Genomic DNA, 12,793 nt, shown 5'->3' with positions numbered 1-12,793 from the left:
GCCGGACCACCATTTCGATCGCGGTGCGCGCAACCAGTGAGCCGGGCACGGCGCTGCGCCATCGTGGGGTGATGACATCCATCGAGGCCGAATCCGCCACAGACTCCGAACTGGATGCGGTCTTCGGACCGATCTTCGAGCGCATCGCGCAGGGCGCGGTGGCCCGCGAAGTCGATCGACGCCTGCCGTTCGAGGAGGTGGGCTGGCTGCGCGAGGCGAAGTTCGGCGCGCTGCGGGTGCCGGTCGAGTTCGGCGGGTACGGCGTCACCGTGCGGCAGCTGTTCCGGCTGCTGATCGAGCTGGCGGCGGCCGAATCGAACCTGCCGCAGGCGCTGCGCGTGCACTTCTCGTTCGTCGAGGATCAGCTGCTCGCCGAGCCGGGACCGAGCCGCGAGCAGTGGTTGCGGACGACGACGAGCACACTGGTCGGCAATGCGATCACCGAGCCGGGGGTGGGTGCGGTCGACCGTTACCGCACCCGGCTGACCAAGGACGGCGACCGCTGGCTGCTCAACGGCGTGAAGTACTACAGCACCGGCTCGCTGTACGCCGACTACATCCTGGCCGCAGCCGACCGTGACGGCGAGCGGGTGGGTGTGCTCGTCGACGCGAATGCCGAAGGCGTGCGCCAGCACGACGACTGGGACGGCTTCGGGCAACGTCTGACTGCCAGCGGCGCAACGGAATTCACCGATGTCGTGATTACCGAGGAACGAATCCTCGGCCCGGGCTACGGCGCACCCGGCCCGACCTACGCGACCGCGTATCTGCAATTGGTCCAGCTGTCGGTGCTCGCCGGTATCGCCCAGCGCGCGGAGCTGGACGCCCGGGAGTGGGTGGCCGGACGCACCCGCAGCTACTCGCATTCCGCCGCGGGCGTGCCGCGCCAGGATCCGCTGGTGCAGCAGGTGATCGGCCGCCTGTCGGCCGCCGCGTTCGCCGCCAGGTCCACGGTGCTCGCCGTCGCCGATCTCCTCGACGAGGTGCTCGCGAGCGGCGCTAAAGACGAAAAGTCCTTGGTGGCAGCCGAACTCGCCGCCGCGCAGGCGCAGCTCGCGGTGATCGATCTGGTACTGCCCGCCACCACGCTGCTCTTCGAGGTCGGCGGCGCCTCGGTCGTCTCGGAACGTCAACGGCTGGATAGGCACTGGCGTAACGCCCGCACCATCTCGGTGCACAATCCGGCCATCCAAAAGGCAAGGGCGATCGGCGATCACCTGCTGAACGGCGCCGACCTGCCGTTCGCCTGGAGCGCGGGCGAACGCAAGCCCGCGACGGAGGCGGCGCAGTGACCCGCCGAATTCGCTTCAACGCCTTCGACATGAACTGCGTCGCCCACCAATCACCGGGCCTGTGGCGGCATCCGGACGACCAGTCGCACCGGTACAAGGAACTGAGCTACTGGACCGACCTGGCGAAACTGTTGGAGCAGGGGCGATTCGACGGCGTCTTCATCGCCGACGTGCTCGGCACCTACGACGTCTACGGCGGCACCGACGTCGCGGCACTGCGGCAGGGCGCACAGATCCCGGTGGCCGACCCGCTGCTGCTCGTCTCGGCGATGGCCGCGGTCACCGAGCACCTCGGGTTCGGCATCACCACCGGCACCGGCTTCGAGCATCCCTTTCCGTTCGCGCGCCGGCTCTCCACCCTCGACCACCTGACCAACGGACGCATCGGCTGGAACGTGGTCACCGGCTATTTGCCCTCGGCGGCAAGGAATTTCGGCGCGGACGACCAGCTCGACCACGACGAGCGCTACAACCAGGCCGACGAATACCTCGAGGTGCTGTACAAGCTGTGGGAAGGCTCGTGGGAGGACGACGCGGTGGTCCGCGACGCCGCCGCGGGCGTCTACGTGGACCCGGCGAAGGTGCACCACATCGGCCACCAGGGCAAGCACTTCACGGTGCCCGGCATTCACCTTTCGGAGCCGTCGCCGCAGCGCACGCCGGTGATCTATCAGGCGGGCGCGTCGACCCGCGGCGTCCGCTTCGCCGCGGAGAACGCCGAGGCCATCTTCATCGCCGCGCCGTCGAAACGACTTCTCGCCCAGACCGTTTCCCGCATCCGCGCGGCATTGCAGGAGGCGGGCCGCGATCCGTACTCGGCTCGTATCTACGCGCTGGCCACCATCATCACCGACGCCACCGACGAGGCGGCGCAGCGCAAGCACGAGGAGTACCTGTCCTACGCCAGCATCGAGGGCGGCCTGGTCTTCATGTCCGGCTGGATGGGCATCGACCTGTCCGGCTATGACCTGGACGATCCGATCGGGCAGGTGGAGAGCAACGCCATCCAGTCCGCCGTCGCCGCCTTCCAGGAGTTCGACGACGACGGCCGCGAGTGGACGGTGCGCGACATCGGCCGATGGGCGGGTATCGGCGGGATGGGCCCGGTGTTCGTCGGATCCGGCGCCACGGTCGCGGACCGGCTGCAGGAATGGGTCGACGATACCGATCTCGACGGCTTCAACCTCGCCTACGCCATCACCCCCGGTTCCTTCGAAGACGTTGTCCAGCACGTTGTTCCGGTCCTGGCCGAACGCGGCGCCTACGCCACCGACTACGTTCCGGGCACCCTGCGCAACGCCCTGTTCGGCGCGGGCGACCGGCTGCCCGACGAGCATCGCGGTGCGCGCTATCGGGTGGGCGCACCCGGATCCACCGTGCTGCCCGAGGACGTTTCGCGTCCGGGAGTCGCCATCACCACGCCATAGTCCGAGCGTTCCGGCGAGCACCCGGGTGTTCGCCGGAACGACAGGCTAAGACGGGAGGGAATCGAGAAAAGCCGTGGCGACGGATTCCAGCCCGGCCTTGTCGATGTCGTCGAACCGGTCCGGTTTTGGGCTGTCGAGGTCGAATACGCCGACGAGTGCACCATTGTGCACCAACGGAATAACGACCTCGGAGCGTGTTTCGGCGTCGCAGGCGATATGGCCGGGGAAGGCGTGCACATCGGGCACCAGTTGAGTTTCCCTGGTCTGTGCCGCGGTCCCGCATACGCCTTTCCCGATCGCGATGCGGACGCACGCGGGCTTGCCCTGGAACGGGCCGACGACGAGCTCGGCTCCGTCATAGAAATAGAACCCGACCCAATTCAGGTCGGGCAGCGCATGAAATACCAGCGACGCGACATTAGCGGCGTTGGCGACCCGGTCCGGCTCGTCCGCCACCAACGCTTGCGCCTGCGCGGCGAGCTGCTGGTACTGCTCGGTCCGGTCTCCGGTCAGATCGGCAACGGTGAACGACATGGCCCGAATGGTACGCCAGGCAAAACTGCTGTCCGCCCATTGATTCTCGCTGATCGCAACACTCACGAGGGCCAGGTCACAGCGCGGATGATCCGAACATGACAACGCAGAATTCCGTTCCCCGTTCCATCCGTTCGGCCGCGGTAATCGGTGCCGGCCAGACCGGTGTCACTGCGGCACTAGGCTTACTCGACGCCGGCTTCGACGTCACCCTCTACAGCGACCGCGATCAACGCGCATTGCGCGACGATGTCCCCGCCACCGGCACCGCGCTCGAATTCGGCATCACCCAGCAGGCCGAGTCCGCGCTCGGGCTGGACACCTATACCGCGCGGGCACCGCGGCACACCGGACTCAGTGTCCGCATCGCCGGACCGGACCGCGCCGAATTGATCCAATTCGACGGCCATTTCGACGGTTACGTCGGTATCGCCGTCGACACCCGCCTGAAGGCCGACGAACGACTGACCGCCTTCCAGGAGCGCGGCGGTCGTTTCGTCGTCGAGCAGGTGACCCCGGAAACTCTCGATACGATCGCCGCAGCCAACGCTCTCACGCTGGTCGCCACCGGCCGCGGCGGACTGTCCGACCTGTTCGCCATCGATGAGCAACGCACCCCGTACGACGCACCGCAGCGCACGTTGCTCACCGTCACGGTGACCGGAATCGGTTACGACAAGGACGTTTTCGCGCACCGCAGTGCGGCGGGCGGCGGGCACAGCGGCTTCTCCATCCTGGCCGAGCAGGGCGAGGCCTGGTGGGGCCCGTACCTGCACAAGGACGCGGGCCCGAGCTGGGCGTTCCTCGGCTGGGCGCGTCCGGGCAGCGAGTGGGAAACCCGTTTCGCCGCAGCGGATTCCGCCGAGTCCGCGCACCGGATCGTGCAGGATCTGTACCGGGACTTCATCGATTGGGATCTGCCCGAGGTGCTGGCCACCCAGGTGATCGCCGACGACCCGCATTCCTGGCTGAAGGGTGCGGTCCGGCCGGTGGTGCGGTCCGCCGTCGGGCACACGGCGGGCGGGCACGTGGTGGCGTCGCTCGGTGACACCTCCGCCGCCTACGACCCGATCGCGGGCCAGGGCGCGCAGAGCGGGCTCATCCAGGCGCAGCGGCTCGTCGCGGCTGCGGCGGTGCACGACGGCGCGTTCGACGAGGCGTGGTTCACCGAGCAGTACGCGGGCTTCCTCGCGGTGCGCGGTGACGCCGCCAACAAGGTCACCCGGCTGTTCCTCGGCGATCCAGAGCTGGCCGAGATCGGCAACACGCTTTTCGCCGCCGCGAGCGTCGACCCGAAGTTCGCCGCCGCGCTCGTCGGCCTGCTGCATCACCCCCAGCCGTTCCTCGCGGTCGACTCGGTCGAAGCGGCCAACGACTTCATCACCCGCGTCACCGGCGAAGACGCGGCGGCCCTGCTCGGCCGCTTCGCACCGGCCGGAACGTTCGCCCGATCCACCTACGCGGACACCCTCACCCACGCCTGACAACCCGAACATCGCCAGCACCGCGATCCGATCGCACAGATTCAAACCCTCGTGCCGGTCGGATCGCGGTGCTGGAGTGGGAGGAGATCGACGGCTACCCCCGACCCCATGGAGCACAGCTATGACCACGGAGCAGATCGCCGATGAGATCAAATTCGCCTACTGGGTGCCCAATGTCAGCGGGGGACTGGTCACCAGCGAGATCGAGCAGCGCACCGGCTGGGATTTCGAGTACAACAAGAAGCTGGCGCAGACCGCGGAGAACAACGGCTTCGAGTACGCGTTGTCCCAGGTGCGCTACACCGCGTCCTACGGGGCCGAGTTCCAGCACGAGTCGACCTCGTTCAGCCTTGCGCTGCTCGGCGCGACCGAACGCCTGAAGGTGATCGCGGCCATTCATCCCGGCCTCTGGCACCCGGCGGTGCTCGCGAAGTTCGGCGCCACCGCCGACCACCTGTCCAACGGCCGCTTCGCCATCAACGTCGTATCCGGTTGGTTCGCGGGCGAATTCACCGCGCTGGGCGAGCCATGGCTGGAGCACGACGAAAGGTACCGGCGCAGCGCCGAATTCCTCGAGGTGATCCGCAAGATCTGGACCGAGGACGACGTGAACTACGGCGGCGACTTCTACCGGATCCGCGACTTCACGCTGAAGCCAAAGCCGCTGAACACCCCCGAGCGCCCGAATCCCGAACTGTTCCAAGGCGGTAACTCGACCGCGGCCCGCCGCAACGGCGGCCGCTACGCCGACTGGTACTTCTCCAACGGCAAGGATTTCGACGGCGTCACCGAACAACTCGACGACCTGCGCGCGATCGCCAGGGCCAATAGCCGGGAGGTGAAGTTCGGCCTGAACGGCTTCATCATCGCCCGCGACACCGAGAAGGAAGCGCGCGACACCCTGCGCGAGATCATCGAGAAGGCGAACAAGCCTGCGGTGGAAGGTTTCCGGGACGCGGTGCAGCAGGCCGGTGCGTCCACCAAGGACCGCACGGGCATGTGGGCCGACTCGTCGTTCGAGGATCTCGTGCAGTACAACGACGGTTTCCGCACTAAGCTGATCGGCACGCCGGAGCAGGTGGCCGAGCGCATCGTCGCCTACCGTGAGCTCGGTGTCGACCTGATTCTCGGCGGCTTCCTGCACTTTCAGGAGGAGATCGAGTACTTCGGCGCGAAAGTGCTTCCGCTGGTGCGGGAATTGGAGGCCGCGCGACGGCCGGTCGCGGCGGTCGGCTGATGACTGCGGTCGCGGCCGATCGAATAACGTCGGCCGCGCAAGCTTTTTCGGTCGCCGCGCAGCTGGCAGCGGACTTCGCCCAGGGGGCGGCCGCGCGGGACCGCGGCCGGGTACTGCCGCATCAGGAGGTGGAGCGGCTCGCGGCCAGCGGGCTGCTCGCCATCACCGTGCCCGCCGAGTACGGCGGCGCGGGCCTGCCGCCGAGCGCGGTGGCGGAGGTGGTGCGGATCCTCGCGGCCGCCGATCCGAATATCGCGCAGATTCCGCACAGTCACTTCGTGTACGTGAATCTGGTGCGCTTGGCCGGCACCGCTGAGCAGCGGCAACGCTACTTCGCGCAGGTGCTCGACGGTGGGCGGATCGCCAACGCCCAGTCCGAGCGCGGCGGTGCGACCATCGCCGATATTTCCACCACTTTGCGACCCGCCGGGAATCGGTTCCGCGTCGATGGGCGCAAGTTCTATTGCACCGGTTCACTGTTCGCGAATCTGCTCGCCGTGCTGACCAGGCTCGACGATCCCGAGGGACGCAGCGGCCTGGAGCCGGGGGAGTACATCGCGTACCTGCCCGCCGATACGCCCGGCGTGCGGATCATCGATGACTGGAACGGCGTCGGCCAGCGCACCACCGGCAGCGGCACCGTCACGTTCGAGGAGGTGCTGGTCGGGCGAGATCAGCTGATCCGGCGGGCCGCCGCCGTGCAGGCGCCCACCGGTTACGGCGCGTTCGCGCAACTGCTGCATGTGGCGATCGATGCCGGGATCGCGCGTGGTGCGCTCACCGCCGCAACGGAATTCGTGCGGACCACGAGCCGCCCATGGTTCGAGTCCGGTGTCGCGAACGCCATCGATGACCCGCTGTTGATTCAGCGTTTCGGCGAACTGTCGGTCACGGTGACCGCGGCCGAGGCGACCCTCACCGCGGCGGGTGCCGCCGTCGACGCGGCCACCGGAACCGGACAGCAGGGTATTTCGGAACCCCCCGAAGGGGGGCTTGCCAGATTCCCGTCGAGTGGCACAGTTGATAGCGGACAAGACAATGCCGCCGGTCGGGCATCGCTGGCGGTAGCCGCAGCGAAGGTGCTCGCCGACCGCGCGGCCAACGAGGTGTCCAGTGCGCTGTTCGAAGTGGGGGGAACCCGCAGTGCCGCATCCGATCTCAATCTGCATCACTTCTGGCGCAACGCGCGCACACATACCCTGCACGATCCGATTCGATGGAAGTACCAGCACCTCGGCCGTGCGCTGTTGCACGGCACCGCGCCACCGTTGCACGGCGTGATCTGACCGGTCTACCGGTCGAAACAGCATGTGATTGAAAAGGATACGAAAAGTGACAGTGACGGTCGTAGTAGGCAATCCGAAGCCCGCCTCCCGCACCTTGACGGCGGCCACGCTGGTCGCGAAGGGGCTGCGTCCCGAGGTGGAGCCCACCGTCATCGACCTGGTCGATTTCGGCGCCGCCCTGCTCGGCTGGGGTGATCCGGCCGTGGCGGCGGCGGTGCGCACCGTATCCGAGTCCGAGCTCGTCGTTTTCGCGAGCCCGACCTTCAAGGCCACCTATACCGGGCTGTTGAAGTTGTTCCTCGAGCAGTTCGACGGTGGGACCGGACTGGCGGGCGTCCTCGGCGTTCCGGTGATGCTCGGCGCGGGCCCCGTGCACGCGCTGGCACCCGATCTGTTGCTCAAGCCGGTGCTCGTCGAGCTGGGTGCCACCACGGCGCTGCCCGGTCTGTATCTGTCGGACCGCACCTTCCAGGAGGACGGCGTGATCGATCGCTACAGCGACCGCTGGCGCTCCGTCGTGCAGGCGCTGGCCGATACCGCCGCGGTGACCAATCATGCATGAGCTCTTCGAGTTTCCCGCGGACGGCAGTGGACTGCGCGGCGCCTTCGCCAATTTCCCCAGCGGTGTGGTCGCGGTGTGCGCCGAAATCGACGGCACCCCAGAGGGTCTCGCGGTGAGCACCTTCGTGCCGGTCTCGCTGGATCCGCCGTTGGTGTCGTTCTGCGTGCAGAATTCCTCCTCGACCTGGCCCAAGCTCGCCACCGCCGGTCATCTCGGCCTGAGCCTGCTCGGCACCGATCAGCAGGACGCGGCCCGTTCGCTCGGCGCCCGCAACGGTGATCGGTTCCGGGGCACCGAGCTGCATCGGGGCACGGGCGAGGCGATCTTCATCGACGGCGCGTCCGCCTGGATCGAGGGCGTGCCCGAGGCGCACGTGCCCGCGGGTGACCATGCGGTGGTCATTTTGCGGATCCACCGGATCGCCACTCGTACCGATGTCGATCCACTTGTCTTCCATGGCAGTCGATTCCGTCGATTGGATGCGGAGGCCAAGGTGCGCAGCCAGATCGCAGGCTGACCGATCGTGCGCAGCGGGCGACCCGATCGGCCCTGGTCCTCGGCCGGTGTGGGAAACTGCAATTGCATCTATTCGGAAGGGTCGGTCATGGCAATGGGCATGGTTCTCGGTGACGTTTCCTCGCGCACCTCGACGCGGTAGGAACACCCAACCGCAATAACTCCTCGTCGCGGTGCACTCCGTGTCCCCGCATGCTCGACAACGAGGAGCCGCCGATGTCCACGATGACCTGGACCGAAGCCGATACCGTCCGATCCGCACCCTGGCATTCCGAAAGCGCGACACCGTCCCCGGCCCGGATCGTGGTGGCCGACGATCGGATGACCGCCGAGACCGCCTATCGCCTGGCCTGTGAAGGCACGGCGTTGCTGTGGCGCGGCGATTACCACAATGGCAGGCAGCTGCTCCAGGCGATGAGCCGCCGCGTCGACCGGAAAACGCCTGGACCAGGCGATAGTCCGGCCGAGTCGTTCCGGCTGCAGCGCAGGGCGCGCAACCATCGCGCGCGGGTACTCGGCAAGTTGCTCGTCCAGCTGGAGGGCGACCACACGCTCGCGCTGCGCCGCGCGCCCGACGTACGCAAGGCGTGTGACGACGTGTACGGGCCGCCGCACGAGCCCATGCTCATCGCCCTCACCGAGCTGCTCGGCGTGCTCGGTGCCGCCCAGTGGCGGGAGAAGGGTGTGCGGATACCGGCGCTGGACGCCAGCATCTACCCGCACTACGGCGTCTTCGCCCCGATTCGCGGCGAGTACGTCGACCTGGTCGCGCGCACCCCGCTCGCGTCGTCCGCCGTACACACCGCCTTCGACCTCGGCACCGGCACCGGAGTGCTGGCCGCGGTGCTGGCCCGGCGCGGGGTCGGGCACGTCATCGGCACCGACGACAGTCCGCGCGCCCTGGCCTGCGCCCGGGAGAACATCGACCGGCTCGGGCTCGCCGCGTCCGTCGATATCGTCGGGCCTGCGCTGTTTCCGGAGGGCCGCGCCGATCTCATTGTCTGTAATCCGCCGTGGCTGCCGGCCCGCCCGACCTCCGCGATCGAGCACGGTGTGTACGACCAGGACAGCGGCATGCTCCGCGGCTTCCTGGCGGGCCTGGACGACCATCTCGAGCCTGGTGGTGAGGGGTGGCTCATCCTGTCCGACCTTGCCGAACATCTCGGGCTGCGCACCCGTGCCGACTTGCTCGCGATGATCGGCTCGGCTGGACTGCGCGTCATCGACAAAACCGACACCACCCCGCGCCACCCGCGGGCCAAGGACGCCACCGACCCGCTGCACGCCGCCCGCGCCGCGGAAGTCACCTCGCTCTGGCGGCTGGTTGTCTCCCCGTAGTGATCGGGGTGGCACCTGGTGCGCCCGCTCGGCGGCCTTGATCAGGCTGCGGGACAGCGGTTTTGGGGGATGGTCAGGTTGATGAGGTACTGATCGGCGGCGTTGGTCGTGCAGGGGGAGCGGTCATAGACGCCGTGACCCCAGCCCTCATAGGTCAGCAGGGTGGCGCGTGGCGTGTTCTTCGCGACGCCCAGCGCCCACTCGTACGGCGTCGCCGGGTCGTGCAGTGAGTTGATGATGAGAACCGGTGGGCCGTCCGTGATCTGCGGGCGGTGCGCCGGGTTGGGCGGCGCGATCGGCCAGCCGGAGCACAGCGAGCCTGCGCCCCAAGCGAAGTGGGCGCGCAGCGGTGCGGAGTTGGCGTTCTGTTCGCGCCACAGTTGTGTCCACTGATCCTGGCCCGCGATGTCGAAACGCCAGTCGGAGCAGACAATGATCTCCGGCATCGGCGCTGGTTTGCCCAGCTGCTGAGGCGTCGCAGGCGGCAGCGGGCTACCTGCGGGCTGGTCTGCCCATGCTTTCAGATCCGTTGCCAGCCGGACCCATTCGGGACGAAAGAGCAGTTGAACGACCTGCGCGTTCAGGTCGAACGGTCCCACCTGTTTGGTCGCGTCGGTGAGGTCGCGCAGCTCGCCGCGCACAGCCTTGGCATACACATCACCGAAGATCCGGTCGACCTCCACCCCGTGCAACACGCACTGTGGATCCCGGGCACACCATGCCGCGAACTCGCCGAAAGTGTCCTTGCCCGCCCGTGCTTCGCTGGCCAGGAACGCCCGGCCGTCCAGGCTGTGATCGTCCACGCTGTCCAACAGCATGGCCCGCAGGTGTTTCGGGAACAGCTCCGCGTACGCCTGCGCGGGCATCGTCCCGTAAGACCTGCTGTAGGTACTGATTTGATCCACCCCGAGCGCCACCCGCACCGCCTCGACATCCCGTGCGACGCTCGCCGCATCGAGATGATCCATCAGCGCCCCGGTGTACTGCCGGCAGCTCGCCGCGAGATCCCTTGCATACGACTGCACTTCATCGATCCGCCCACCCAGCTCCGGCACCAGGTTCGGCCGATACGCAGCCAGCCCCGCATCACACCGCACCGGATGACTCCGCTTCACCCCACGCGGATCAAGGCTGACGATATCGAACCGCGCCCGCAGCTCCGCGGAAAACTTTCCGCCCTTGATGATTTCGTCCACCCCTGACGACCCCGGCCCGCCGGGCAGCGAAACCAAAGTCCCCACCTTCTTCGACGGCTCGTCAGCCCGATCCCGCACCACCGCGACCTCGATCCGCTCCCCGTCCGGCTTTGCCCAGTCGATCGGCACAGTGACTGTGCCACAGTCGAACTCGGCATTCTCCGAACAAGGCTGCCAAGTCAACGAGGCGCTCGGCTTCGCCTCCGCAGTACACGCGGCCAACACCCCCGCCCCGAGTCCGACAGCCAGACCTACTACCAACACAGCGCGACGAACCAACATGCCCCAGATCGTCGGCCCACCTATTCCCCGCCCACATCCCCCCACCGGGCCACCCCAACTCACCCCCGGGTGCTACAAACAAGAAAAAGCCCTGCACCAGGATCCCTGGCCAGGGCTTTCGCGATAAGAGCCGATGACGGGAATCGAACCCGCGCTGTCTGCTTGGGAAGCAGAAGTTCTACCATTGAACTACATCGGCCTGCGCGCTAGCGCGTCCGCGAGCCTATCAGACCAGGCACTATGTCGGTCAACTCCCTTCCGGGTCGCTCTGGATCGAGCCTGGTAGAGGCCCAGGTCCTTACTTACTCCTCATTTTCAGCTGAGGTCGGCGAAGTCCTCCAGATACTCCCGGGCGTCAGGACCTTCGTGAGCGGGCTCGACGTAGTGCCGCCTGGTGGTGACGCTACTCGCGTGCCCGAGCTGCGAGGCGGCCTTCTCAATGTCCTTCTGCCCGATCTTGGTGCCCACGGTCTTGCGGTAGGTGTGCGGGTTCATCGGGATATCGACCAGGCCGACGCGGTCGCGAGCTTCGTAGATCTGGGTGCGGACGTTGTTGGGGTGACGGATCGTGTTCGCCCGTGACGGGAAGACCAGATCCTCGGGGTCGTGGTCGGCTGCGTCCCGCAGAGCTCGCAGCACGACGACGAGCCAGTCCGGCAATTTCAGTCGTCGGCGGGCCTGTGGTCCACCCTTGGGGTATGGCTGGGCGTAGACGCTCTTGCCGTCGCCCCACGCGGCTGTCGCTTCGATCAGCAGGGTCGGGATCTTCGCGTCGAGGTCGAGGTGTTTCCACTGGAGCACGACGACTTCGCCGATGCGTGCACCTGTGCCGAGCATGACGTCGACGATGTCGGCGACGGCGTTGTGGCATGCCCGCCGGTCGGAGCGCAGCAGTTTGCGAATCATCTTGATCTGCAACGGTTTCAGTGAGATTACTGGCTTGCGACCGAGAGAGATGGCGGAGGTCAGTTTGACGAGGTTGCCGAAGATTGGGGCTCCGAGCCGAGTGGCGAGGTCATACATTCCGGTCAGGCAGACGCGAGCCAGATGCGCGGTCGGCACTCCGACGTCGGTTTTGAGGCGGTCGAAAAACGCCTCCATCTTGGCTGCTGCCAACTCGGTTATGGTCAGGCCGCCGAGCTTTTTCACTATGTGGCCCAACGTGACGCTGCGGTAGCGCCGATAGGTCGACCATCGTTTAGAGCTCTTTATCTTGGCAAGCCACATCTTCGCCAAAGCTTCGATAGTGGATTCCGGAGCTAGTTCACCTGTCGGTTGGCTGGTTCTATGACGGTTTGTGAGCTTGTCTTTAAGGGCGGATTCAGCTTTCGGTCCTGATGGCCCGGTGGCTGTCACCTGCCGACGACGTCCGTCGAGGTCGCGGTAGTACGTATTCGCTTCCCATTTCTCCGGTTTCACCCCGTCCACGCTCAGTTTCTTCCGGGTGATTTTGCCGTGAGTGCCAGGCTTTGTTCTGGACCTAGGCATGGCAAGTCCTATTTATGACGCGCGCAGCGTCATGGACATTCTGCATTTGTGCTCCCGTAGATGATTCGACCGGTGCTAGCCGGTGTTGTGCTATTCAATTCTACGGGACCACAACACTATTCGGTGATTCAGTGCGATTGAATCACCGAAT

Annotated in this window: 11 protein-coding genes and 1 tRNA gene; 8 read left to right on the top strand and 4 right to left on the bottom strand. The window is 66.7% G+C overall.

Annotation, left to right across the window (positions count from 1 at the left end; genetic code table 11):
- Positions 1-71: 71 nt before the first annotated feature.
- The gene (locus ACFWF1_RS01215) at positions 72-1,292 is read left to right on the top strand and encodes an acyl-CoA dehydrogenase family protein (protein ID WP_379284082.1); all 1,221 of its coding nucleotides are present in this window, start codon (positions 72-74) and stop codon (positions 1,290-1,292) included.
- Complete coding sequence (locus ACFWF1_RS01210) at positions 1,289-2,719, top strand: LLM class flavin-dependent oxidoreductase (RefSeq protein WP_379284083.1); 1,431 nt, start codon at positions 1,289-1,291, stop codon at positions 2,717-2,719. Before ACFWF1_RS01215 ends, ACFWF1_RS01210 begins: the two co-directional genes overlap by 4 nt.
- 45 nt (positions 2,720-2,764) lie before the next feature.
- Here the strand turns inward: ACFWF1_RS01210 and ACFWF1_RS01205 are convergent, their stop codons facing one another.
- Positions 2,765-3,253: a GAF domain-containing protein gene (locus tag ACFWF1_RS01205; RefSeq protein ID WP_379284085.1), complete on the bottom strand. Its 489-nt coding sequence runs from the start codon at positions 3,251-3,253 to the stop codon at positions 2,765-2,767.
- Between the two features lie 98 nt (positions 3,254-3,351).
- Between ACFWF1_RS01205 and ACFWF1_RS01200 the strand changes: the two genes are divergently transcribed.
- The 6 genes from ACFWF1_RS01200 to ACFWF1_RS01175 all read left to right on the top strand — a co-directional run bounded on the left by ACFWF1_RS01200 (position 3,352) and on the right by ACFWF1_RS01175 (position 9,676).
- Positions 3,352-4,737, top strand: coding sequence for a styrene monooxygenase/indole monooxygenase family protein (locus tag ACFWF1_RS01200; protein ID WP_379284086.1), 1,386 nt, complete (start codon positions 3,352-3,354; stop codon positions 4,735-4,737).
- Positions 4,738-4,858: 121 nt separating this feature from the next.
- Complete coding sequence (sfnG, locus tag ACFWF1_RS01195; protein ID WP_379284087.1) at positions 4,859-5,974, top strand: dimethylsulfone monooxygenase SfnG; 1,116 nt, start codon at positions 4,859-4,861, stop codon at positions 5,972-5,974.
- Entirely contained in the window at positions 5,974-7,260 is a 1,287-nt protein-coding gene (locus ACFWF1_RS01190) for an acyl-CoA dehydrogenase family protein (RefSeq protein ID WP_379284088.1), read from the top strand. The genes sfnG and ACFWF1_RS01190 overlap by 1 nt, the downstream gene beginning before the upstream one ends.
- 52 nt (positions 7,261-7,312) lie before the next feature.
- Entirely contained in the window at positions 7,313-7,822 is a 510-nt protein-coding gene (locus ACFWF1_RS01185) for an NADPH-dependent FMN reductase (protein ID WP_379284456.1), read from the top strand.
- Positions 7,815-8,339 (top strand): flavin reductase family protein, encoded by a 525-nt coding sequence (locus ACFWF1_RS01180; RefSeq protein ID WP_379284090.1) that lies wholly within the window; start codon positions 7,815-7,817, stop codon positions 8,337-8,339. The genes ACFWF1_RS01185 and ACFWF1_RS01180 overlap by 8 nt, the downstream gene beginning before the upstream one ends.
- Positions 8,340-8,554: 215 nt before the next feature.
- Positions 8,555-9,676 (top strand): methyltransferase, encoded by a 1,122-nt coding sequence (locus ACFWF1_RS01175; protein ID WP_379284091.1) that lies wholly within the window; start codon positions 8,555-8,557, stop codon positions 9,674-9,676.
- A gap of 41 nt (positions 9,677-9,717) precedes the next feature.
- Here ACFWF1_RS01175 and ACFWF1_RS01170 read toward each other — a convergent pair whose 3' ends face one another.
- The 3 genes from ACFWF1_RS01170 to ACFWF1_RS01160 form a co-directional block, all read right to left on the bottom strand.
- Complete coding sequence (locus ACFWF1_RS01170; RefSeq protein ID WP_379284092.1) at positions 9,718-11,001, bottom strand: alpha/beta hydrolase; 1,284 nt, start codon at positions 10,999-11,001, stop codon at positions 9,718-9,720.
- A gap of 281 nt (positions 11,002-11,282) precedes the next feature.
- Positions 11,283-11,353, bottom strand: a tRNA-Gly gene (locus ACFWF1_RS01165).
- A gap of 116 nt (positions 11,354-11,469) precedes the next feature.
- A complete protein-coding gene (locus ACFWF1_RS01160; RefSeq protein ID WP_379284093.1) occupies positions 11,470-12,582 on the bottom strand; it encodes a tyrosine-type recombinase/integrase in 1,113 nt (370 codons plus the stop codon).
- Positions 12,583-12,793: the final 211 nt, after the last annotated feature.

Source organism: Nocardia sp. NPDC060255 (assembly GCF_042727395.1).
GTDB lineage: Bacteria > Actinomycetota > Actinomycetes > Mycobacteriales > Mycobacteriaceae > Nocardia.
The sequence above is the reverse complement of the archived record's forward strand: the minus strand, read 5'-3'. Positions and strand labels throughout refer to the sequence as shown.